This window comes from Rhodococcoides kyotonense, assembly GCF_001645385.1.
GTDB classification, from domain to species: domain Bacteria; phylum Actinomycetota; class Actinomycetes; order Mycobacteriales; family Mycobacteriaceae; genus Rhodococcoides; species Rhodococcoides kyotonensis_B.
The window spans coordinates 511,787-534,447 of sequence record NZ_LVHI01000012.1 but is presented as its reverse complement, the minus strand read 5'-3'; the positions used below and the strand labels follow the sequence as shown (position 1 = coordinate 534,447).

Annotated in this window: 18 protein-coding genes; 12 read left to right on the top strand and 6 right to left on the bottom strand. The window is 66.7% G+C overall.

Going from position 1 to position 22,661, the window contains the following annotated elements:
* Window positions 1-34: 34 nt before the first annotated feature.
* Window positions 35-790, bottom strand: coding sequence for a nucleoside phosphorylase (locus A3K89_RS10575; protein WP_254303487.1), 756 nt, complete (start codon window positions 788-790; stop codon window positions 35-37).
* A 100-nt stretch (window positions 791-890) separates the two neighbouring features.
* On the opposite strand from A3K89_RS10575, the gene purL reads away from it, so the two are divergent.
* From purL to purF, 5 genes are all read left to right on the top strand, one after another.
* The gene (purL, locus tag A3K89_RS10570) at window positions 891-3,167 is read left to right on the top strand and encodes a phosphoribosylformylglycinamidine synthase subunit PurL (RefSeq protein ID WP_068424928.1); all 2,277 of its coding nucleotides are present in this window, start codon (window positions 891-893) and stop codon (window positions 3,165-3,167) included.
* Window positions 3,168-3,170: 3 nt separating this feature from the next.
* Complete coding sequence (locus tag A3K89_RS10565; protein WP_068424925.1) at window positions 3,171-4,961, top strand: alpha/beta hydrolase; 1,791 nt, start codon at window positions 3,171-3,173, stop codon at window positions 4,959-4,961.
* Complete coding sequence (locus A3K89_RS10560) at window positions 4,958-5,536, top strand: CPBP family intramembrane glutamic endopeptidase (RefSeq protein ID WP_068424922.1); 579 nt, start codon at window positions 4,958-4,960, stop codon at window positions 5,534-5,536. Before A3K89_RS10565 ends, A3K89_RS10560 begins: the two co-directional genes overlap by 4 nt.
* Before the next feature lie 5 nt (window positions 5,537-5,541).
* Window positions 5,542-5,928, top strand: coding sequence for a sterol carrier family protein (locus tag A3K89_RS10555; protein ID WP_068424920.1), 387 nt, complete (start codon window positions 5,542-5,544; stop codon window positions 5,926-5,928).
* Between the two features lie 137 nt (window positions 5,929-6,065).
* Window positions 6,066-7,631, top strand: a complete 1,566-nt coding sequence (purF, locus tag A3K89_RS10550; RefSeq protein WP_068424917.1) for an amidophosphoribosyltransferase — start codon at window positions 6,066-6,068, stop codon at window positions 7,629-7,631.
* Window positions 7,632-7,694: 63 nt separating this feature from the next.
* Here the strand turns inward: purF and asnB are convergent, their stop codons facing one another.
* A complete protein-coding gene (gene asnB, locus A3K89_RS10545) occupies window positions 7,695-9,512 on the bottom strand; it encodes an asparagine synthase (glutamine-hydrolyzing) (RefSeq protein WP_084423699.1) in 1,818 nt (605 codons plus the stop codon).
* Window positions 9,513-9,693: 181 nt separating this feature from the next.
* On the opposite strand from asnB, the gene purM reads away from it, so the two are divergent.
* Window positions 9,694-10,794: a phosphoribosylformylglycinamidine cyclo-ligase gene (gene purM / locus A3K89_RS10540; RefSeq protein WP_068424914.1), complete on the top strand. Its 1,101-nt coding sequence runs from the start codon at window positions 9,694-9,696 to the stop codon at window positions 10,792-10,794.
* A gap of 66 nt (window positions 10,795-10,860) precedes the next feature.
* Here the strand turns inward: purM and A3K89_RS25400 are convergent, their stop codons facing one another.
* The 3 genes from A3K89_RS25400 to ygfZ all read right to left on the bottom strand — a co-directional run bounded on the left by A3K89_RS25400 (window position 10,861) and on the right by ygfZ (window position 13,025).
* Window positions 10,861-11,058, bottom strand: coding sequence for a DUF3073 domain-containing protein (locus A3K89_RS25400; protein ID WP_084423698.1), 198 nt, complete (start codon window positions 11,056-11,058; stop codon window positions 10,861-10,863).
* Between the two features lie 201 nt (window positions 11,059-11,259).
* A complete protein-coding gene (locus tag A3K89_RS10535; protein ID WP_068424910.1) occupies window positions 11,260-11,898 on the bottom strand; it encodes an MOSC domain-containing protein in 639 nt (212 codons plus the stop codon).
* Complete coding sequence (gene ygfZ, locus A3K89_RS10530; RefSeq protein WP_068424907.1) at window positions 11,895-13,025, bottom strand: CAF17-like 4Fe-4S cluster assembly/insertion protein YgfZ; 1,131 nt, start codon at window positions 13,023-13,025, stop codon at window positions 11,895-11,897. Before ygfZ ends, A3K89_RS10535 begins: the two co-directional genes overlap by 4 nt.
* Before the next feature lie 35 nt (window positions 13,026-13,060).
* Between ygfZ and A3K89_RS10525 the strand changes: the two genes are divergently transcribed.
* The 5 genes from A3K89_RS10525 to cydC all read left to right on the top strand — a co-directional run bounded on the left by A3K89_RS10525 (window position 13,061) and on the right by cydC (window position 19,873).
* On the top strand, window positions 13,061-13,939 hold the full coding sequence (locus A3K89_RS10525; protein ID WP_068424904.1) for an aminodeoxychorismate lyase: 879 nt from the start codon (window positions 13,061-13,063) through the stop codon (window positions 13,937-13,939).
* Between the two features lie 98 nt (window positions 13,940-14,037).
* Window positions 14,038-15,495 carry a cytochrome ubiquinol oxidase subunit I gene (locus tag A3K89_RS10520; protein WP_068424900.1) on the top strand — a complete coding sequence of 486 codons (1,458 nt, stop codon included), beginning with the start codon at window positions 14,038-14,040 and terminating at the stop codon, window positions 15,493-15,495.
* Between the two features lie 10 nt (window positions 15,496-15,505).
* The gene (gene cydB, locus A3K89_RS10515; RefSeq protein WP_068424898.1) at window positions 15,506-16,546 is read left to right on the top strand and encodes a cytochrome d ubiquinol oxidase subunit II; all 1,041 of its coding nucleotides are present in this window, start codon (window positions 15,506-15,508) and stop codon (window positions 16,544-16,546) included.
* Window positions 16,543-18,213, top strand: coding sequence for a thiol reductant ABC exporter subunit CydD (gene cydD, locus A3K89_RS10510; RefSeq protein WP_068424895.1), 1,671 nt, complete (start codon window positions 16,543-16,545; stop codon window positions 18,211-18,213). Before cydB ends, cydD begins: the two co-directional genes overlap by 4 nt.
* Entirely contained in the window at window positions 18,200-19,873 is a 1,674-nt protein-coding gene (gene cydC / locus A3K89_RS10505) for a thiol reductant ABC exporter subunit CydC (protein ID WP_068424892.1), read from the top strand. The genes cydD and cydC overlap by 14 nt, the downstream gene beginning before the upstream one ends.
* Before the next feature lie 311 nt (window positions 19,874-20,184).
* Here the strand turns inward: cydC and A3K89_RS10500 are convergent, their stop codons facing one another.
* Window positions 20,185-20,859 (bottom strand): FABP family protein, encoded by a 675-nt coding sequence (locus A3K89_RS10500; protein ID WP_068424889.1) that lies wholly within the window; start codon window positions 20,857-20,859, stop codon window positions 20,185-20,187.
* A gap of 327 nt (window positions 20,860-21,186) precedes the next feature.
* Between A3K89_RS10500 and A3K89_RS10495 the strand changes: the two genes are divergently transcribed.
* A complete protein-coding gene (locus A3K89_RS10495) occupies window positions 21,187-22,659 on the top strand; it encodes a cutinase family protein (protein WP_068424887.1) in 1,473 nt (490 codons plus the stop codon).
* Window positions 22,660-22,661 lie beyond the last annotated feature (2 nt).

Below are 22,661 nucleotides of genomic sequence, written 5' to 3'. Positions count from 1 at the left end.
GGGTGCTCGCTCGACAAGCCAGGTGCCAGCGGAATCAGAAGCGCACGCAGGCATCGGCCGCGAGCCAGAACAACTGCTCGCGGACGGTGCCCGCTTTGGTCCAGCCGCGGTGCTCCCAGTCGGCCGCCAGCGAGTCACCGGCGTACAGCAACTGCGCGAAGCGCACCCCGCGATACTTCGCGACGGCACAGAACGCCGACGCTTCCATGTCGACCGTCAGACACCCCTCGTCGACGCGCCTCGACACCCGGCTTCGGGTCTCGCGGTACAGCGCGTCGGTGGTCCACGACCGACCGGTGACGTGATCGATGCCCGCCTCGGTCAGCACCTGCTGCAGCAGCGCGACGCCGTCGGGATCCGCATCGACGACGCGACCCGGCGGGAGGTAGTGGAAGGACGTGCCCTCGTCGCGCACGGCGCTGTCGACGACCATGACGTGTCCCATCCCGAGCTGATCGGTCAGCGCGCCCGCCCCGCCGACGGCGACGAACTCCTCGCACCCGAGTGCGATCGCTTCTTCGAGAAACAGGGCGGCGAGCGGCGCACCGACGCCCGGATGGAACACCGCGAGACGCTCACCTGCGCGTTCGATCTCGTAGACCGGGTGTTCGCCGTGCTCGGACCGCAGGATCGACAGCACCCGAGCCTTGCCTTCGCCTGCTATGGACTCGATCACCTCGGCGAAGAAGCAGACGACGGCCTTCTTCGGGACGTCCACCCCCTTGACCACCATCTGCGGCGTGATGACGCCTGTTTCGTCCAGATCGTTCTCGGTCAAAGGGATGTCCACCAGGCCATGTTCGCACAAACGACGAACACTGATTAGAGCCTGTCGGCCTGCACGGATAGACTGACCTCGGCAATTCGCTCCAGGGAAGGACTCACTCCTCGTGTCCGTCGATACAGTGTCAACCGCAGTCGCCACACCGGACGTGGCGCAGCCGTACAAGGAACTCGGACTCAAGGACGACGAGTACGCCCGAATCAAAGAGATTCTCGGCCGTCGCCCCACCGACGCCGAGCTGGCGATGTACTCCGTCATGTGGAGCGAGCACTGCTCGTACAAGTCCTCCAAGGTGCACCTGAAGTACTTCGGCGAGACCACCACCGACGAGATGCGTGAGTCGATGCTCGCCGGTATCGGTGAGAACGCAGGCGTCGTCGACGTCGGTGACGGCTGGGCCGTCACGTTCAAGGTCGAGAGCCACAATCACCCGTCGTACGTCGAGCCCTACCAGGGTGCCGCGACGGGCGTCGGCGGCATCGTCCGCGACATCATGGCCATGGGCGCACGTCCCATCGCCGTCATGGATCAGCTGCGTTTCGGTGCTGCAGATGCGCCCGACACGCGCCGCGTGCTGTCCGGCATCGTCTCCGGCGTCGGCGGCTACGGCAACTCCCTCGGTCTTCCCAACGTGGGCGGCGAGACGGTGTTCGACGCGTCCTACGCCGGCAACCCGCTGCTCAACGCGCTGTGCGCAGGCGTCATGCGCGTCGAGGACATGCACCTCGCATTCGCGTCGGGTGTCGGCAACAAGATCATCCTGTTCGGTGCGCGCACCGGCCTCGACGGCATCGGCGGCGTGTCCGTCCTCGCGTCGGAGACGTTCGACGGCGACGAAACCGGAGGCGGCAGAAAGAAGCTTCCTGCCGTCCAGGTCGGCGACCCGTTCACCGAGAAGGTCCTCATCGAGGCCTGCCTGGAGCTGTACGCGAACAAGCTCGTCGTCGGTATCCAGGACCTCGGCGGTGCCGGATTGTCCTGTGCTACTTCAGAACTCGCGTCCGCAGGTAGCGGTGGCATGCACATCGCGCTCGAGCAGGTGCCGATGCGCGCCACCGGAATGACTCCGGCAGAGGTGCTGTCGAGCGAGTCGCAGGAGCGCATGTGCGCCGTCGTCACGCCCGAGAACGTCGAGAAGTTCATGGCCGTCTGCACGAAGTGGGACGTGCTCGCGACGGTCATCGGTGAGGTCACCGACGGCGATCACCTCGAAATCACGTGGCACGGTGAGACCGTCGTCGACGTTCCGCCGAAGACCGTTGCGCACGAAGGCCCGGTCTACACCCGCCCGGTGCAGCGTCCCGACACCCAGGACGCACTCGTCGCGAATTCGACTGCATCGCTGACTCGTCCGCAGACGCCGGACGAGTTGAAGGCCACGCTCCTGAAGATGATCGGTTCGCCGCAGCTGTGCAGCCGCAAGTTCATCACCGAGCAGTACGACCGCTACGTCCGCGGGAATACCGTCCTCGCCGAGAACGCTGACGCCGGTGTGATTCGCATCGACGAGAAGTCCGGCCGCGGCATCGCGCTGGCCACCGATGCGTCGGGCCGCTACACCGCGCTCGATCCCTACCAGGGTGCTCAGCTCGCGCTGGCCGAAGCCTTCCGCAACGTCGCCGTCACCGGTGCGACCCCGAAGGCCGTCACCAACTGCCTCAACTTCGGATCCCCCGAGGACCCGGGTGTCATGTGGCAGTTCCAGCAGGCCGTCCGCGGTCTGGCCGACGGCTGTGCCACCCTCGGCATCCCGGTCACCGGCGGCAACGTCAGCTTCTACAACCAGACCGGCTCGGAAGCCATCCTCCCGACCCCGGTCGTCGGCGTTCTCGGTGTCATCGACGACGTCCACCGCCGGATCCCGACCGGCCTCGGCCTCGAGCCCGGCGAGACGCTGATTCTGCTCGGCGACACCCACGACGAGTTCGACGGTTCCATCTGGGCGCAGGTCGAGCACGATCACCTCGGTGGCGTGCCGCCGAAGGTCGACCTGGCACGCGAGCAGCTCCTCGCGGACATCCTGCTCGCCGGGTCGCGCGACGGCCTGATCAGCGCCGCGCACGATCTGTCCGAGGGTGGACTCGCGCAGACCGTCGTCGAAGCCGCGTTGGCCGGTGAAACCGGTTGCCGCATCCTGCTTCCCGAGGGCGCGGATCCGTTCGTCACGCTGTTCTCCGAGTCCTCCGGCCGCGTGCTCGTCGCCGTGCCGCGCACCGAGGAGACCCGTTTCACCGGCATGTGCAGCGCCCGTGGTCTGCCGTGGACACGCATCGGCGTCGTCGACGAAGGCTCGGACGACATCGAAGTTCAGGGTCAGTTCTCGGTCTCCATGACCGAGCTCCGTGAAACCTTCGAGGGCACCCTTCCCAGACTCTTCGGGTAGGCCATGTCCGGGGGAGAGGCATCGGAGGGGACAGTCGACACGGTAGAGCGCGAGCACTCGCACTACCGTCTCCCGATCGAACTGTCGGTGCCCTCCCCGGACAAGCACCCCTTCGTCATGTGGCTGTGGGGGCTGCTGAAACTCGACTTCACCGGAATCGCGTTCGGCGCGTTGTTCTTCTGCTGGTCGCTGACGCCGTCGCTGCTGCCGCGCGATTGGCTGTTCCAGGGGCTGATCGGTGGTATCAACGCCGCCATCGGCTACGGCTTCGGCGTCGTCGTCGGGTGGGCGGTACGTCGGTGGTTCCTGGGCGGCAAGTCCTGGTGGCCTCTGCCGCGCAAGGTCGAGCTGTACGTCAAGTTCGCGATCGTTCCGATCGCGGTTCTCGCCTCGCTGTACATGCTGTATCTCTCGGCCGGTTGGCAGCGTGAGCTCGCCGCACTGATGGATGCCGAAGGCACGACGACGACCGGCTACTTTCGCACCGGCGCGTTGAGCATCGGCGTCGCCGCGCTGTTCATCTCCGGTATGCGCGTGCTCCGCGATCTGGTGCGCTTCGTGGCGCGTCAGGTCAACAAGATCGTCAAGATGCCGCGCGAGGTCGCCAACGTCATCGGCGTCGTCCTCGTCGTGGTTCTCGTCATCGCGCTCGTGCAGGGCGTCCTGCTGCGGGCGGTGTCCGACGTCACCAATTCCGTGTTCAGCCTGCAGAACAACGAAACTCGCGACGGCGCCGTCCAGCCCCTGCGGCCGGAACGGTCGGGTAGCCCGGTGTCGTTGGCGCCGTGGGACACCCTCGGTTTCGAAGGCCGGAACTTCGTGTCCAGCGGACTGAGCGCGGACGAGATCTCCGACGGTCTCGGCCGACCCGCGCTCGAGCCCATTCGTGCGTACGCGGGCCTCGAGACCGCGGACACCCAGGACGAACGTCTCGACATCGTCGTCCGGGAGCTCGAACGGACCGGCGCGTTCCAGCGGCAGGCACTGGTCGTCGTGCCGACGACCGGGACGGGCTGGGTCAACCCGACGGCGATCGAAGCCGAGGAGCTCATGTTCGCCGGCGACGTCGCTACCGTCGCCGCGCAGTACTCGTATCTGCCGAGTTGGATCTCGTTCCTCGCCGAGCGCGACAAGGCCGCCGAGGCCGGCAAGGCCTTGATCGACAAGGTTCGCCAGCGCTGGCTTCAAGAGCCCGAGGCGACGCGTCCCCGGCTGTACGTCTACGGCGAGAGCCTCGGCACGCAGGCGGGCGAAGGTGCGTTCGACGGCCTTGCCGAGATCCGCGAAAGCGTCGACGGCGTGTTGTGGGTCGGCCCGCCCAACGCGAACCGGTTGTGGTCGCAATTCGTGACGCGACGCGATCCCGGCACGCCCGAAGTGCGCCCGGTCTACGCCGACGGCCTCGTCGTGCGGTTCGCCGACAACTCCAGCGGCATCCCGCCGGAATCGGAACCGTGGCTCAGTCCGCGGGTTCTCTACGTGCAGCACGCGTCCGATCCGGTGGTGTGGTGGTCGCCCGACCTGCTGTTCGAACGCCCGGACTGGCTCGCCGAAGCGCCGGGGCCGGACCGTCTACCGGACATGCGGTGGTTCCCGATCGTCACGTTCTGGCAGGTCGCGGCCGACCTCACCAATGCGGCAGGCGTCCCGGACGGACACGGCCACAACTACGGAACCCTCGTCCTCGACGGCTGGGTATCGGTCGCCGCGCCCGAGGGCTGGACGGCCGAGGACACCGAGAAGGTCCGCGCGGTCATGGACAAGTTCGCCGGCCGCGACGGTCCGGAGAAGTGAGGGCCGTCCTCCTGGGGGCCGCGACGACGGCCTGGAGCACGGTCGTCGTGCCTGCGCTGGGTCTGTCGCCCCGCCGTCGGGCCGTGGTGAACGCGGCGTTCGGGGTATCGCTGGCTGCCGTCACCCGATCACCCCTCGGGCCGTGGCGCGCGGGACTGCGATGGGGGCTCGCGGCTGCTGCCGTTCCTGTCACCGGTGCTGCGGTCGTCGCGGCGGTACCCGCCCTCGCCGCGAACGTCAGGCCGTCGGACGACGACCTCGCCGAGTGGATCCTCTTTCGCATCCCCGTCGGAACCGTCGTCGCCGAGGAGTTGATCTTTCGCGGAGTGTTCGACGCGGTGGCACCGCGATGGTCGCCGATCTTCTTCGGCCTCTGGCACATTCATCCGGCCCGTGCGGCGGGCGACTCCGTTCTCGGAACCATTGCCGCCACCTCTGCCGCGGGCGTGCTGTTCTCGTGGCTGCGCCGTCGTAGTGGCAGTGTGCTCGCGCCGGCGTTGCTGCACTACGCGATCAACGCGTCGGGAGCGGTGTCGGCCGTGCGCGCGCGTCGCTACGACACGGAATTAGGCTGAACGACGTGGCTCCGACGAAAACCGTGACCCCCGAACAGGTCCGCACCGCCGTGCTGGCCGTCGCCGACTGGGTGCGCGACGGGTCCCTGGACAAGCCCCCGCGGGCAGCGCTTGCCGACGCCGTCCGCACCACCGCGAGGACGCTGGCCCAGGTGGCGCCGGGATCGAGCGTCGAGGTGCGGGTGCCGCCCTTCGTCGCGGTGCAGTGCATCACCGGCCCGCGGCACACGCGGGGGACGCCGCCCAACGTCGTCGAGACCGACGCACGGACCTGGCTCGAGATCGCGCTGGGGGTCCGGTCGTTCGACGACGCCCTCCGCGACGGGGCGATCAGCGCGTCGGGGAGCAGGGCGTCCGAGGTAGGGCACTGGTTGCCGATCCTGCGTGCCTGAACGCCCCCGAGGTGGACAGCGGGTGACGACAAAGTGCTCGGTTCGGGAATGGCGCAGGGCCGTCGATGCGTTGACATGTCTCGCGTGCCCGTAGACTGGGCACGGCCCCCCGCCCCATCCCCCAAGGGAGCAGTGCTGTGACCTCTGCCGATTTGTCGGTCGACAGTCCAAATCTTCTGGTAGGCAAGCCCCTCGACGAACCCGAGAACGAGCCTCGAGAAGAGTGCGGCGTATTCGGAGTCTGGGCTCCGGGGGAGGATGTGGCCAAGCTCTCGTATTACGGGCTCTATGCGCTGCAGCACCGCGGCCAGGAAGCTGCGGGCATCGCGGTCTCCGACGGTTCCCAGGTCCTGGTGTTCAAGGATCTCGGTCTCGTCAGCCAGGTCTTCGACGAGCAGACCCTCGGCGCCATGCCGGGGCATGTCGCCGTCGGACACTGCCGCTATTCGACCAGTGGCTCGGTCACCTGGGAGAACGCGCAGCCGATCTTCCGCACCACGACCGCGGGCACGGGCATCGCGCTCGGCCACAACGGCAACCTCGTCAACTTCGCGGACCTCGCCTCGCGGGCTCGCGAGGAAGGCCTCATCAGCGATCGCCTGCAGGGCAACGGGACGTCGGACTCCGACGTCGTGACCGCGCTGCTCGCGCACAAGGCGGCCGACCGCACGATCGAGCAGGCCGCGATGGAACTGCTGCCCACGCTGAAGGGCGCGTTCTGTCTCACGTTCATGGACGAGCACACGCTGTACGCGGCTCGTGACCCGCACGGTATCCGCCCGCTGTCGCTCGGACGTCTCGATCGCGGTTGGGTCGTGGCCAGCGAGACGGCCGCGCTCGACATCGTCGGTGCCGCGTTCGTGCGTGACATCGAGCCGGGCGAGCTGCTGGCGATCGACGCCGACGGTGTCCGCTCGTCGCGGTTCGCGGCCCCCGAGCCCAAGGGCTGCGTGTTCGAGTACGTCTACCTCGCGCGTCCCGACAGCGTCATCGGCGGGCGTTCGGTCCACTCGACGCGCGTCGAGATCGGGCGTCGCCTGGCACAGGAACATCCCGCGGAGGGCGACCTGGTGATCCCGGTACCCGAGTCGGGTACACCTGCCGCGGTCGGCTTCGCGCAGGGCTCGGGCATCCCGTACGGCCAGGGTCTGATGAAGAACGCGTATGTCGGACGCACCTTCATTCAGCCGTCGCAGACCATCCGTCAGCTCGGTATTCGCCTCAAACTGAATCCTCTCAAGGAGGTCATTCGGGGCAAAAGGCTTGTCGTGGTGGACGATTCGATCGTTCGCGGCAACACCCAGCGTGCGCTCATTCGCATGCTGCGTGAAGCAGGCGCACTCGAGATCCACGTCCGCATCGCGTCGCCGCCGGTTCGCTGGCCATGCTTCTACGGCATCGACTTCGCGTCGCCCGCCGAGTTGATCGCGAACGGCGTCGACGCCGAGGACGGCATTCTCGAAGGCGTGCGCCAGGCCATCGGAGCCGACTCCCTCGGATACATCTCGACCGAGGGCATGATCGCGGCCTCCGAGCAGCCGGAGTCGCGTCTGTGCACGGCATGCTTCACCGGCAAGTACCCGATCAAGCTGCCCGCCGACAACGCGCTGGGCAAGCATGTCCTGGAAGGTCTGCTGGCGACGGCTGCCGGCCAGCCCGTCGACGGCGACAACGCGAACGTGAGTGCACTGAGCAGGCCCTGACACCTGCCGTGCGTGGGAATACGTAGAGGGCTATACATTCCCACGCACGGTCGGCGGAGCCGCTTACAGGCTGATCGTATGGTCGGCCAACCAGGAATTGATGCCGACGACTCGCTCCGCCGCGTGACGGGCATGCACATCGTCCTGCGCCCCGAGGAGCTTCTCGACCTCCGTCCGGTCCAGAAGGGCGCCGACGGGTGCGTTCGAATCGTCCAGCACCGCACCGAGTTCCTGAAGAATCGTCTTCGCGTAGTGCGGATCCTGTGTGCTCGGATACGGGCTCTTGACGCGCTGCACCACCGACTGCGGCAGTAGATCCGCCGTCGCTGCCCGCAACAGGCTCTTCTCTCGACCGTCGAACGTCTTGAAGGCCCATGGCGTCCCGAACACGTACTGCACCAGTCGGTGATCGCAGAACGGCACGCGAACCTCGAGGCCGACGGCCATGCTCATCCGGTCCTTGCGTTCGAGGAGCAACGGCAGAAAACGCGTCAGGTACAGGTAGGAGATCTGCCGCATCCGCGCCTCCAACCCCACATCGCCCGTGCGCGTGGGCACCTCGGCGAGTGCGCGACGGTACTGCGCCTCGTAGTAGGAGTCCATGTCCAGTTGCGCGCGAACATCGGGCGCGAACGCAGCCATCGTGTCGCGTCCCTGGGCCATACCGCCTGCGAGCCACGGGAACGTATCGGCGGCAACGACTTTCGGATCGTGGAAGTCGGCGTAACCGCCGAAGACCTCGTCGGCGGACTCACCCGAGAGTGCGACCGTCGACTGCTCCCGCACCGCTCGGAACAACAGGTAGAGCGATGTGTCCATGTCGCCGAGACCCGGGTAGTCACGGGCGGCCAAGACCGCGGCGCGGTGCGCGGGATCGAGCAGGTCGTCGTTGCCGAGGACGATGTCGCGATGATCGGCGGCCACGTGGTCGGCGACATCGCGGACGAATTGCGTGTCGGGCGCGTCGCGAAGTCCGTCGGCGACGAAATTGTCTGCGTAGCCGACGAAGTCGACGGCGAACGATCGCACCGCTCCCTTGTCCGCCGCAGCCAACTGCTGTGCTGCGAGAGCCGTCAGCGCCGACGAGTCGAGTCCGCCCGACAGCAACGTGCACAGCGGTACGTCGGCGATCAACTGGCGAGAGGCTGTGTCGTCCAACAACTCTCGAACGGTGGCGATCGTCGTGTCGAGGTCGTCGGTGTGCTCGTGGTCGTCGAGGCCCCAGTACCGTACTTCCCGAAGCCCGTGCGCGGACACGCGGACGACGTGGCCCGGCGGTACCTCCTTCATGCCGTCGAACACCGCGTTCGACGGGTCGGCCACGAAGCCGAGCAGCCGGCGGAGGCCGTCGACACCGACGTTCTTCGATGCGAGGGGATTGGCGAGAATCGCCTTCGGTTCGGAGCCGAACAGGACGCCGTCCTCGGTTTCCAGGTAGTAGAGCGGTTTGACGCCGAGGCGGTCACGAACGAGGAGAAGTTCCTGCGTGCGCGAGTCCCACAGCGCGTACGCGAACATCCCGTTGAGATGTTCGACGGCGCCCTGGCCCCATTCCTCGTGTGCGTGCAGAACGACCTCGGTGTCGCTGTTCGTGGTGAAGGTGTCGGGGAGCGACCGACGCAGTTCCCGGAAGTTGTAGGTTTCGCCGCTGTAGACGATGACGGCCTCGGAGCCGTCCGGTCGCGTCAGCGTCATGGGTTGGTGACCGCCGGGGATGTCGATGATCGCGAGGCGTCGGTGGCCGAGCGCGGCATGTTCGGCCGTCCACAGGCCCTCGTCGTCGGGGCCCCTCCGGCTCATCGTGTCCGTCATCGCACGCAGTGTCCCGGTTTCGTTCCGTAGGTCGCGTCCGTAGGACACCCACCCCGTGATTCCGCACATGTTCTGCCTCCCAGTTCGTGGTCCGAAGACCGCTCGGACGATGCAGCATGAACGTTACGCCCGCTAACTAAGTTTTTCGAGGACCAGCGAGTGCGCCCACCGAAGACCGGCTCCGGTACCGTTAGTGCGCAACTGTGCGCGTCACCGCGCAACCGAATTACGAATACAAGGCTGGAGCCGCATGACCGAGGATTCCCGACCACCCCACGCAGCATCTTCGGGCGGTGCTTCCTACGCCGCGGCAGGCGTCGACATCGAAGCAGGTGACCGCGCGGTCGAACTCTTCGCACCACTTGCCAAGAAGGCTTCGCGACCCGAGGTCATGGGTGGCCTCGGTGGATTCGCGGGCCTCTTCTCGCTGAAGGGCGACTACCGCGAGCCGATCCTCGCCGCCTCGACCGACGGCGTCGGCACCAAGATCGCCGTCGCGCAGGCGCTCGGAAAGCACGACACCGTCGGCCTGGACCTCGTGGCGATGGTCGTCGACGACCTGGTCGTCTGTGGCGCGGAACCGCTGTTCCTGCAGGACTACATCGCGGTCGGCCGCGTCGTGCCCGAGATGGTCGCGGAACTCGTCAAGGGCATCGCAGAAGGCTGCGTCATCGCCGGCTGCGCCCTGCTCGGCGGCGAGACGGCCGAGCACCCGGGACTGATGGCCGACGGCGACTACGACCTGTCCGCGACAGGCGTCGGCGTCGTCGAGGCCGATGCGGTGCTCGGACCCGATCGTGTGCGTCCCGGTGACGTCGTCATCGCGATGGGATCGTCCGGTCTGCACTCCAACGGTTACTCGCTGGCCCGCAAGGTCCTGCTCGAGATCAACCACATGGACCTGGGTGGACACGTCGAGGAATTCGGTCGCACGCTCGGTGAGGAACTGCTCGAGCCGACGAAGATCTACGCCAAGGACTGCCTCGCGCTCGCCGCGGAGACCGACGTGCGCACGTTCTGCCACGTCACCGGTGGCGGACTGGCCAACAACCTCGCCCGCGTCATGCCTGCCGGTCTCGTCGCCGAACTGGACCGCGCGACGTGGAGCCCGGCGCCGGTGTTCTCGCTCATCGCGCAGCGCGGACGAGTCGAGCGTGCAGAGATGGAACAGACGTTCAACATGGGCGTCGGAATGGTCGCCATCGTCGCACCCGAGGACGTGGACCGTGCTCTTGCCGTGCTGACGGCACGCCACATCGACTGCTGGACTCTGGGAACCGTCAAGAAGTCGACGGACAAGTCGGAGACCGTCGAGCGTGCGCACCTGGTGGGCAACCACCCGCGTTTCTGAGAAACGACGAGAACAAGTGAGGGGGAGCCGCAGTGCGGCTCCCCCTCACTTGTCATGTATCGCTGTTCAGCGTCGCCAGTCCTCGTACTCGTCTTCCTCGACTCGGGAATATCCATCCGAGTCCGAGGTGATGCCGCCACGATGGGAGTTGGACGAATGACCGGAGAGCTCTCTTTGCAGACTCTCCAAGTCGGTTGTCGGCGAGCTGTACTTCAGCTCACGAGCGACCTTTGTCTGCTTTGCCTTAGCCCTGCCTCGGCCCATGGCGTTGCCCCCTCGCGGACTTGCGGGGCGGCCTGGGGAAATTTGGGCGCCCCGTTAGATTTGGTATTTCTTCCTGGCACACACTCTAGCGCGCGAATGGCTCAGATGCTCATACGGACTCCGTATGGCGCCTGTTCGCTTCATCTCAGAATGTGTCTGCACGGTAACTACCAGCATAAACGTCGTGAGGCCGGGTAAGGATCACGATTTGGATCCGACGCCCAATGCCGCTCTGACGTCGCGTTCGACCTTCGTCGCAAGGTTCGGCGACTCCAGAAGTCGCGTCAGGCCGTCGACATCGGTGCCCTCGAAGAGGTGTCTCACCGTGACGCCGTGTGCAGGCACGTCCTCGACGACGACCGCGTCACCTGCAGTCAACACGCCGGTCTCGATCACCCTCAGATACGCGCCGACGTCACCGCGTTCGGTGAACCGTCGGACCCAACGGGGCTCGTCGACCCACCGGGCGAAGGTGCCGCACGGGCGCCTGGGAATGGTCACTTCGAGCAGCGTCGTGCCGACCCGCCACCGCGATCCGATCACGGCGTCGGTGACGGCCACGCCCGACGTCCGCAGGTTCTCGCCGAACCAGCCGGCCGGGACGTCGCGATTCAGTTCCGACGCCCAGCGCGCGGCCTCGCTCTCGTCGTACGCGTAGAGGGCCTGATCGCCGCCACCGTGGAACTTCGTGTCACGGCTGTAGTCACCCGACAGACCGTGCTCCCCGACGTCGACGGGGCCGACTGCGGGCCGTTTGTCGATCGCCGAATCCACGACTGCGCGACGCCCGAAGGGAACGTCCGCGTGCACGACGCAGACGGCTTCGATCCGGCCGGTCATCGGCCGCGAAGGCGATCGACGGCCGCACGGCCTGCCTGTACGTCGTCGTAACTGGGCACCGAGTCGGGATCGATCGACGCGGCACACGGGCCCGCGACGAGTTCGGTGTCCACGGGAATGGTGCGCTTGAGAAGCGCGAGAGCGATCGGGCCCAATTCGAAGTGATCGACGACGGTACCCAGACGTCCGACGGCTCGCCCTCCGGCAGTGACGTCGTCGCCGGTGACGGGACGCCCGTCGGCGGACCCGTCGAGATGCAGCAACACGAGATGGCGAGGTGGCCGGCCGAGATTGTGGACGCGCGCGACGGTCTCCTGCCCGCGATAGCAGCCCTTGTCCAGATGCACCGCGCCGTGCTCGGTGACACCGCCGATCCAGCGCACCTCGTGCGGGATCGTCTTCTCGTCGGTGTCCATCCCGATCCTGGGGCGTAGCGATTCGACGCGCAGCGCGTCGAACGTCCACGTGCCGGCCGGGGTGGCACCCGCGTCGCGCAACGACGTGAACCAGGTCGTCGACGAGGCCCGGGGGACCAGCAGGTCGAACGCGTTCTCGCCCGGCCACGGCATGCGGCGCACGAACCCGCCGCCGTCGAGGGCGACCGCGTCGTAGATGCCGTCCGGGACAGGTGCACCGACGGCCTCGAGCACCGTGGCGGCAGTAGGACCCAGGAGGCTCAGGACGGCCAGTTCGCTGCCGTCGCGTGGTTCGGCCTTGGACCAGAACACCATCTTCTTCAAGAACGCGAGCAACGCCGGTCCCGAGGCGGCCTCGGTGTCGATCCAGGTGACGCCGTCCAGGTCGGTCTGCACGAAGTGATGCTCGACGCGGCCGTTGACGTCGAGAGACAGATTTTCGGCGGAGGTGCCGTCGGCCAAGGTCTTCACGAGCTGACTGGAGATGGTGTCGAGCCAGGTCAACCGTTCGTCGCCCGCGATGGCGATGACGAAGCGGTGTGATCGATCGACGACGGCCGCGCCTGTCGCCGCGTCGCGTTGCTCGCCGAACGGGTTGCCGTAGTGCCACGCCACAGCATGGTCGGGCGAATCTTCGGGAGAAGGCACTGCGTCGGGGAGAGTGAGCAGAGGGCTCGGTGGGATCGCGACGGTATCGGACACGTTCTCCATAGTAGGAGCACGACCCGCGTGGCTAAGCTGCCTCCATGTCGGAACGCGTAGTAGTCACCCTCGACGGGCAAGTTCACGACGCGGACGCTCCGCTTCTGTGTGCCGACGACCTCGCGGTCGTTCGAGGGGACGGAATATTCGAAACACTCCTCGTGCGCGGCGGGGCGCCCTGTGGCGTCGAAGCCCATCTGGCCAGGTTGACGGCGTCGGCAGCGGCACTCGACCTGCCCGCACCCGACCTCGACGAGTGGCGTCTGCTCGTCGCGCAGGCCGTCGACGAATGGTCGTCGCTGTCCACGGACGAAGGTGCGCTGCGGCTGGTGCTGAGCCGTGGCCGCGAGAGCGGCGGCGACCCGACAGGTTTCGCGACTGTCGGCCCCGTGCACGCGCGGGTGGCGAAAGCTCGCTCGGAGGGGGTGTCCGCGATCACCCTCGCGCGCGGCTATTCGGTGGATTTCGCGGCCGACGCCCCGTGGCAGTTGATGGGCGCCAAGACGCTGTCGTACGCGACGAACATGGCGGCTCTACGGCACGCGGCCCGCATGGGTGCCGACGACGTCGTCTACACGAGCAGCGAAGGACGCGTTCTCGAGGGCCCGCGGTCGACCGTCGTGCTCGCGCGCGGTAAGACTCTCGTCACACCGCCGGCCGAGCACGGCATCCTCGCGGGTACCACCGTCGACGCGTTGTTTCGGGTCGCGGAGGGCAAGGGGTTCACCTGCGAGCGGGCGGATGTCTACCCCGCGGATCTCGTTGCGGCCGATGGTGTTTGGCTCGTCTCGTCCATCACGCTCGCGGCTCGTGTCGTGACGCTGAACGGAGTGAAACTGGGTGTCCCGGAGATCGCCGAGGACGTCCGTTCCATGGTCGACACGGCCGTCGAAACGGCCGACGCCGAGGCCGCCGACTCTTGAGCTACTACTACGCGTAGTAGTACATTCGAACTCGCTGCGGCAAGCCTCTTGTGCAGCGGCAACAGCGTTGTTGCCCTCCCGCGAGTTCGGAGTTGCTCATGGACGCCTTGGACGTCTCGAGGTGGCAGTTCGGAATCACGACTGTCTACCACTTCATCCTTGTTCCGCTGACCATCGGTCTGGCGCCCATCGTTGCCGCGATGCAGACGATGTGGGTCGTCACCAAGAAGGATTCCTGGTATCGGCTCACCAAGTTCTTCGGCAAGCTGTTCCTGATCAACTTCGCGCTGGGCGTCGCTACCGGCATCGTCCAGGAGTTCCAGTTCGGAATGAACTGGAGTGAGTACTCTCGCTTCGTCGGCGACGTGTTCGGTGCGCCACTCGCGCTCGAAGGTCTGGTCGCGTTCTTCCTCGAATCCACGTTCCTCGGACTGTGGATCTTCGGCTGGGGCAGGTTGCCCAAAGTGGTTCACCTGGCGACGATCTGGCTCGTCGCGATCGGTGTCAACGCTTCGGCCTTCTTCATCATCGCCGCGAACTCGTGGATGCAGCATCCCGTCGGGGCGATCTACAACCCCGAGACCGGTCGCGCCGAACTGACGAGTATCTGGGAGCTGCTGACCAACAGCACGGCGCTCGCCGCATTCCCGCACGCGGTGGCAGGCGCATTCCTGACCGCGGCGACGTTCGTCGCAGGCATCTCGGGGTGGTGGATGGTCCGCGAGGCGCGTAGGAATCGAGACGTCGACTCGCGGAACATGTTCCGTCCTGCAGCGCGGATGTCGTTCGTCGTCATGATCATTGCGGGCGTTGCGCTCGCCGTCACCGGCGACGTCCAGGGCAAGCTCATGTTCGAGCAGCAGCCGATGAAGATGGCGTCGGCGGAATCGTTGTGCAACACCGAAACCGGTGCATCGTTCTCGTTGCTGACCGTCGGCACGCACAACAACTGCGAATCCGTCGAGCATCTTATCTCGATCCCCGGCCTGACCTCGTTCCTCGCCGAAAACGACTTCGGCGCAACAGTTCAGGGTGTCAACCAGTTGCAGGAGCAGTACGAGCAACAATTCGGACCGGGCAACTACCGTCCGAATCTGTTCGTCACGTACTGGGCGTTCCGCATGATGATCGGCCTGGCGGCCGGGTCTGCGCTCCTCGCGCTGGCGGGCCTGTGGGTCACCCGGGGTGGGCGGATACCTGATCAACGGTGGTTCTCGTGGCTGTCGTTGGCGGCGATCCCGACGCCGTTCCTCGCCAACAGCGCAGGGTGGATCTTCACCGAGATGGGACGCCAACCCTGGGTCGTCGCACCGAATCTGAACGGGATCGACCAGATCAGACTCACCGTCGACCAGGGTGTGTCGGATCATCCGGTCTCGCTGGTGATCGCGTCGCTCACCACCTTCACACTGCTGTACGCCGCGCTCGGCTGCGTGTGGTTCTTCCTGATCAGGCGTTACGTTCTCGAAGGCCCGCTCGAACACGACGCCCACCCACACGCCGTCGACGAGTCCGACGCCGACGACGACACCGCCCAGCTTTCGTTCGCGTACTAGGGAGACGATCATGGGACTTCAGGAATTCTGGTTCGTCGCAATCGCAGTACTGTTCGTCGGCTACTTCGTCCTCGAAGGCTTCGACTTCGGAGTGGGAATGCTCATGCCGATTTTCGGCCGACATGCCGATCCCGAGGTGGGGGAGAAGCGGCGACGCGCGGTCCTGAACACCATCGGACCGGTGTGGGACGGCAACGAGGTCTGGCTCATCACGGCAGGCGGAGCGTTGTTCGCGGCGTTCCCCGAGTGGTACGCAACGCTGTTCAGCGGCTTCTACCTTCCGCTGCTGCTCATCCTCGTCGCGTTGATTCTGCGAATCTGCGCGATCGAGTACCGCGGCAAGATCGACGACCCGGTGTGGCGACGTCGGTGCGACCTCGGCATCGGAATCGGTTCGTGGGTGCCGTCGATCCTGTGGGGCGTCGCGTTCGCGAACATCGTCGACGGGGTGGCCATCGACGAGAACAAGAAGGTCACGGCCGGGTTCTTCGACCTGCTGTCGCCGTACGCACTTCTCGGTGGGGCGACGATGGCCCTGGTGTTCGCGCTGCACGGTGCCGTCTTCATCGCTCTGAAGACGTCGGGTGACGTCCGCGAGGACGCAGTGAAGATGGCTGTGCGACTGTCGGTTCCGGCCGTCGTCGTCGGCGGCGGATTCGCTCTGTGGACACAGCTGGCTCACGGCAAGAGTTGGACGTGGATCATGGTCGCGATCGCCGCGGTCTCGCTGATCGCCGTCGTGGCACTCACCGCCCGCGTCCGAGAGGGCTGGGCCTTCGTCTTCACGACGGTGGCCGTCGTCGCCGTGGTGGTCCTGCTGTTCGGGTCGCTGTTCCCGAACGTGATGCCCTCGACGACGGACCCGAGCTTCAGCTTGACCATCGCCAACGCGTCGTCGAGCCCGTACACGTTGAAGGTGATGACCTGGGCGGCCGCATTCGTGGCTCCCGTCGTCATCGGCTACCAGGCGTGGACGTACTGGGTCTTCCGCAAGCGCATCTCCACCGCGCACATCCCGGAGTCGATCGGACTGACGGTCAGGCCGCGATGACCACCACCGAGAAGCCGTCGCGCGGCCCGATCGACCCGCGGTTGTGGCGATACTCGAAGTCTGCGCGACGGTATCTCGTTCTGACGGTTCTGTTCTCGATCGTCGACACCGCAGGCATCATCGTGTCGGCGGTGATGATCGGTGAGGTTCTCGCAGGCGTCATCACCACCGATGCGCGGTCCATTGCGGAGTGGTCGACCCGGTTGTGGATCCTGTTCGGCGCCATCGTCGTTCGCGTCGCGGCGACCTGGTTGCAGTCGCGCTACGGGCACCGGGCGGCGTCGCGCGTCGTCGAGGAGCTCGAGAACGACGTCGTCCGCACCGCGTCTCTCGGCGATCCCCGCGTGCTCGCATCGGAGCGCAACGATGTCGCGACGGTCGCGACGCGGGCGCTCGGCGGCCTCGCGCCGTACCTGACGGGCTACGTGCCGTCCTTGATCCTGGCGGGAACGTTGACACCGGCGACGTTGCTGGTCATCCTGTTTCAGGATCTGACATCGGCCCTGATCATCGTGTTCACGCTTCCTCTCATCCCGATCTTCATGATCCTGATCGGGCTGCTGACGAAGGGACGGGCGGAGAAGACGCTCGTGTCGATGACGCGTCTGTCCTCGCAATTGCTGGATCTGATCGCCGGACTTCCCACGCTGCGAGCGCTCGGCCGTGAGCGTGGACCGGCTGCACGCATCAGGGCACTCGGCGACGCACACCGTCGGGCGACGATGCGAGCGCTACGTATCGCGTTCCTGTCCTCGATGGTGCTGGAACTTCTTGCGACACTGTGTGTTGCGCTCGTCGCCGTCAGCATCGGACTGCGGCTGGTGTTCGGTGACATGGCGCTCGAAGCAGGCATCATCGCACTCGTGTTGGCCCCCGAGGTGTACGTGCCGCTGCGACGGGTCGGCGCGCAGTTCCACGCCGCGGAAGACGGTGTGGCGGCATCGGTGAAGGCGTTCGCCGTGCTCGATCGGGCACCTGCGCGGCAGGCAGGAACGCGTGCGATCGATGCGGCAGGCGCGACGATCACCCTGACCGGCATCTCGGCCGACGCGCGGGATCGGTCGGCGCCGCACGACCTGAACGCGTCGTTCCGTCCCGGGGCCGTGACGGTGCTCGCCGGCCCGAACGGATCCGGCAAATCGACTGCGTTGCACGTGATTCTGGGTCTCACGACGCCGTCGTCCGGTCACGTCACGATCGGCGACGTCGATCTCGCGGAGTTGGACAGCCCCTCGTGGTGGAGTCAGGTCGCGTGGCTGCCGCAGCATCCGGTGATCCTGCCGGGGACACTGGACGACAATCTCGCTCTCACCGGTGCGCGTCCGGATCCGGAAGTGCTCCGACTGGCATGCATCGCAACGGGATTCGACACGGTGCTGGGCGAACTGCCGTCGGGATGGGACACGGTCGTCGGGACCGGTGGCCTCGGTCTGTCGCTGGGGCAGCGCCAACGGCTGGCCCTGACACGGGTACTGACGTCGTCGGCGCCCGTCGTTCTGCTCGACGAGCCGACCGCGCACCTCGACGCCGACAGCGAACGAACAGTGCTCGCGTCGGTGCGCCGGCTCGCGGCACAGGGAAGAACCGTCGTGATGGTGGGACACCGGCGCGCAGTGCTGGACTCCGCCGACGTCGTGGTGGAGGTGACGTCCGATGAGCTTCCGTGACCTGCGTCGGGCAACGTCGTTGCTCGAACTCGAGCCGAAGCGCGTTGCACTGTCGGTGGCGGCAGGCGTCGCCACCCTCGGCAGCGCCCTGACGCTCGCGGCGGTCTCCGCGTGGCTCATCACCCGCGCCTGGCAGATGCCGCCGGTACTGGACCTGACCGTCGCCGTCGTCGCGGTGCGAGCCCTCGGCATCTCGCGAGGGGTGTTCCGCTACCTCGAACGGCTCGCGACGCACGACACGGCCCTGCGGGGCACGACGGCGGCGCGCACACGGCTCTACGAGCGTCTGGCGTCCGGGCAGCCTGCCGCTGCGGCAGGGCTTCGCCGTGGAGATCTGATGACGCGTACCGGCGCCGACGTGGACGTGCTCGGTGACGTCGTCGTCAAGGCCGTCGTTCCGATTCTGGTGTCGACGATCCTGATGGTGGCGGCCGTCGTACTGCTCGGGTTCGTGTCGATCGGCGCCGCAGCGATCCTGTTCGGTGTGTTGGTGATCGCCGGAGTGCTGGCGCCGATACTGGCTGCGAGATCGGCGTCGATCCACGAGTCCGAGGGCGTCCGTTCGCGTTCGGAATTCGCCGAAGCCGCCGTGCGTGCGCTCGACCACGGTGCCGAGCTCCGAGTCGCGGGACGCCTGACCGAGACGCTCGACGAGATGTCGGCCGCCAACCGGCGTGCAGTACGCGCGAAGGACCGCGCGGCGACGTCCGGAGCATTCGCCGACGCGGCGCTCCCGCTGTCGATCGGCGCGTCCGTGCTGGGGTCGCTGCTCGTCGGTATCGGACTGTACGGTCCCAGCGGCGGCGCCCCGGGCGGGATGACGCCGATGGCCCTCGCGATCATCGTGCTGGTCCCGCTGGCGGCGTTCGAGGCGACGTCGGCGCTGCCTGCCGCGGCGACGGCCCTGACCCGAGCACGGCTGTCGGCGTCGCGCATCGTGGCGCTGCTCGACGACGCAGGCCGACCTGCGCAGGCATTCGGGTCATTCCTTCAGACTCCACTGCAGCAGCTCGATGGGCTTCAGAACCGCGTCGGTGCCGTCGGGCTGCACTGCGGCTGGCCAGAATCGACCGTCGTCACGCGACAGATCGATCTCGACCTTCCCGCGGGCAGCCGCGTCGCCGTCGTCGGTCCGAGCGGCGCGGGTAAGACGACGTTGCTGATGACGCTGGCGGGACTCCTCCCACCCGTCGCGGGACGCGTCGACGCCGCGGGGGCCGTGTTCTTCGCCGAGGACGCGCACTTGTTCGAGACGACCATCCTGGAGAACCTGCGGGTCGTTCGAGGGGACGTCGACGCGGACACTGCACGTGCGGTGCTGGACAAGGTCGGACTGCGACAGTGGATCGACAGCGTGCCCGACGGCGTCGACACGGTGCTCGCCGGAGGCGCCGACGCAGTCTCCGGTGGCCAACGTCGTCGCATCCTGCTGGCGAGGGCTCTGTTGTCCGAGGCCCCGGTCCTGCTGCTCGACGAGCCCACCGAGCACCTCGACGACCAAGGCGGGGCACAGCTGCTGCGGGCGTTGCTGGACGCGCGGTCCGGGCTCGTCGATCCGGAACGCACCGTGGTGCTGGTCACGCACCAGTTGCCCGAGAGAACCGGCGCTGACCTGGTCGTCGACCTGTCCGACGCTACGCAGGATCCGGCGCTCGAATAATCCTTTGCCGAGCAACGAATCTCCGCGTACTTTGTTGAGTACACGAGAGAGGAGGTGGTCTGAAGTTGAAGAACTCTAGGACGCGTGAGGTGGCTGCCAGCTAGCCGCTGTCGCTGACGGATTCACCCCCGCGCACGCGGCGAGCGAATCCACGGCAGTTACCCGGCCCCCGAGCCCCCGGTCCGTCCGACCGGGACCTGCACCAGCAGGTACGGCTCGGGGGCTGTTCCGTTTCGAAGGCCGACATACAACATTGCCGCGCGCTCACAACCGACATTTTCGGTGTGAACGCGCGGCAGTGTCGTACGAAGTCAGCCGATGTAACGGGAGAGGCGAGCGGAGAGGCGCGGCGTGAGTTCGCCGTCGGCGCCGATGCGCTCTTCGACGTAGGCGAGATCTGCACCCTCGACGATGCCGTACAGACGCTTGGCGCCGCCGACGAGTGCGCCGGACGTCGAGCGAATGACCACATCGGTGGCCAGTTCCCACGACGACTGGTTGAGTGCGTGGCCGTAGTACAGCTCGACGACGCCGGTGCTGTGCGTCAGCAGCAGTTCCAGAACTTCCTCGTTCTCGCTGCCCTTGACGCCGTCGCCGCCGCTCACGCGCCAGAATCCGGCCTCACGAAGGTCGGGATGGGCGTAGTTGCCGTCGGAGTCGAGTCGCCAGGAGCGTGATTCCCACCCCAGGTACGGGCCACCGTCGTGCGAGACGACGATCTGCTGACCGAACGCGTACTCGACGCCGGATTCCGGATCGCGGCCCTCGCCCTCGCCGCGCCACACACCGACGAGCGGGAGCAGCGCGAGCAGCGCAGGGTTCAGATCCGGGCCCAACCGTAGGTTGGCGGTGTCGTCCGGGTGCGGCAGATCGGGCAGCGTCGGGATGTTGCGCGTCGACGTCGACGCGAACTTCTCGGCTGCCTCGGCGATCGCCTCGTTGCCCGACCGAGTCTCGTCCGGCTGGTCGGCGGCGCGATCACTCACGATTCGTCGGTGACCAAGCGGTAGACGACGTACAGCGAGAACGCGATGATGGCGACTGCGGCGAGCGCCAGGAGGACCTCGAAGAAGATGACCACGACGCCAGTTTAGACCCAGGGTTCTTCTCGGTCGCAGAGCGGTCCCGCGCGGACACACGCAATAGTGTCTTTTCCCAACGATCGGCCACGCGGTTTATCGGTTGGCCCTCGATTAGCTCGTAATCTCGTTCGGCACGGTACCTTTCCCTCGTGGCGTCGGGCCCGGGGTGTGAAATGCCCGGCGCTACTGGTGTGTTCGAGTGTTTCGAATTCTGGGGAAGGACCTGAATCCATGCGTCGCCGATTGCGTGCAGGCTCGTTGCTGTCTGCGTCCGTGGCACTTGCCGCGGTTGTGCTTCTAGTGGCCCCACCAGCAGTTTCGGCTGCTCCGGACTCGGGTTCGGCCGACAGCGGTTCGTCCGGCACCGGTTCCTCGGACGAACCGAACATCGACCCGAACAACTACGCGCAGGACTGCCCGGACGTGCTGATGCTCGCGGTGTCCGGCGCCACGGACTCGGACTCCGACCGTGATCCGCTCAACGAGGAGCCCCGATCGGTGGCGTCGAACTGGGTGGGAAACGTCACACTCCCTGTCGGCCAGGTCAATGCGGGAAGTCCCGGCAGCGTGGGCTGGCTCTACGTGCCGTACCCGTCGACGTACGGGCTCGGGGTGCTGAACGACGTCGAGACGTACCAGCAGTCCGTCGCCGACGGGGTGGCGTCGACCAACCGCCTGCTCGACGAGTACAAGACCAAGTGCGGCGACGCGACGAAGTTCGTGCTCCTCGGCTACAGCGTCGGCGGCGAGGTCGTCGAACGGGTGGCCGTCGAACTCGGACACCGTGATTCGAACGCGTCGGTGACCGGCGACGACATCGCAGGCGTCGTGATGATCGGCGCGCCGTACCGTCCTGCGGGCGCGCCCAACTTCGACGAACCCGGCCCGTCCGGTGGCGGCTTCCAGGCGCAGGCGCCGAGGGACTACGGCGCTCTTCGGGACAAGGTGACATGGTCGTGCCGTCCGTACGACCTCGCATGCGACGCCCCGGACAACATCCTGGCGTTGAATCTCGCTCTCGGAGTGCTCGGCCAGATGCGGTTCACCGTCCTGAACCCCGTCCAGACCGTCGCGGACTTCGGACGCACGGTCGCGAACATCGCGACCAGGGCCATCATCGACATCGCCACGAACAAGAACTGGCTCGAATCCGACGAGACACTGCTCGAAGTTCTGCTGAAGGTGTCCGACCAGACCTACCGTGTCGACGAAGGCGCTGCCGTCGACGCGCTCAGCCCGGATCAGCTTCTCGCGGACCTGAATTGGGCCATGGGGCCCGGAGTCGAGACGGTCAGGAACAAGCTGCGGGCAGAAGGTGAAGGCCTCGTCGAGAACAACAAGGGAATCGTCGACGTCGTCGTCGAGCCGTACATCTTCATCGGCTTCCTCCAGCACCTCCTCTACTGGAACAACAATCCGAACGACGGACGCGAGTGGGAGAGCGAGAAGATCGTCGCGTGGGTGACGGATCTGGCGAAGACCGAGCGGGATCGGAAGGCAGCGGAGAGCGCCGCACCGGCCGATGCAGCCCCCGAACCCCGACCGGAGGCAAACCCCGTGCCCGCGCCCGCGCCCATGCCCGCGCTCGTTCCCGAGCCCGGCACGGTCACCCGGGACAGCGATCTCGGAGCGTTTCTCGATTCGCTCGGCGTCGTCGTACCGGAGGGCGTCTTCCCGCCGCAGAACGCCCGGACCCCGGAGTAGGG

Bases quoted from the DNA above. Each gene is read 5' to 3' on its own strand.
- A3K89_RS10565 (WP_068424925.1), top strand. From the start codon at position 3,171: ATGTCCGGGGGAGAGGCATCGGAGGGGACAGTCGACACGGTAGAGCGC.
- asnB (WP_084423699.1), bottom strand. From the start codon at position 9,512: ATGTGCGGAATCACGGGGTGGGTGTCCTACGGACGCGACCTACGGAAC.
- purM (WP_068424914.1), top strand. From the start codon at position 9,694: ATGACCGAGGATTCCCGACCACCCCACGCAGCATCTTCGGGCGGTGCT.
- A3K89_RS25400 (WP_084423698.1), bottom strand. From the start codon at position 11,058: ATGGGCCGAGGCAGGGCTAAGGCAAAGCAGACAAAGGTCGCTCGTGAG.
- A3K89_RS10535 (WP_068424910.1), bottom strand. From the start codon at position 11,898: ATGACCGGCCGGATCGAAGCCGTCTGCGTCGTGCACGCGGACGTTCCC.
- ygfZ (WP_068424907.1), bottom strand. From the start codon at position 13,025: ATGGAGAACGTGTCCGATACCGTCGCGATCCCACCGAGCCCTCTGCTC.
- A3K89_RS10525 (WP_068424904.1), top strand. From the start codon at position 13,061: ATGTCGGAACGCGTAGTAGTCACCCTCGACGGGCAAGTTCACGACGCG.
- A3K89_RS10520 (WP_068424900.1), top strand. From the start codon at position 14,038: ATGGACGCCTTGGACGTCTCGAGGTGGCAGTTCGGAATCACGACTGTC.
- cydB (WP_068424898.1), top strand. From the start codon at position 15,506: ATGGGACTTCAGGAATTCTGGTTCGTCGCAATCGCAGTACTGTTCGTC.
- cydD (WP_068424895.1), top strand. From the start codon at position 16,543: ATGACCACCACCGAGAAGCCGTCGCGCGGCCCGATCGACCCGCGGTTG.
- cydC (WP_068424892.1), top strand. From the start codon at position 18,200: ATGAGCTTCCGTGACCTGCGTCGGGCAACGTCGTTGCTCGAACTCGAG.
- A3K89_RS10495 (WP_068424887.1), top strand. From the start codon at position 21,187: ATGCGTCGCCGATTGCGTGCAGGCTCGTTGCTGTCTGCGTCCGTGGCA.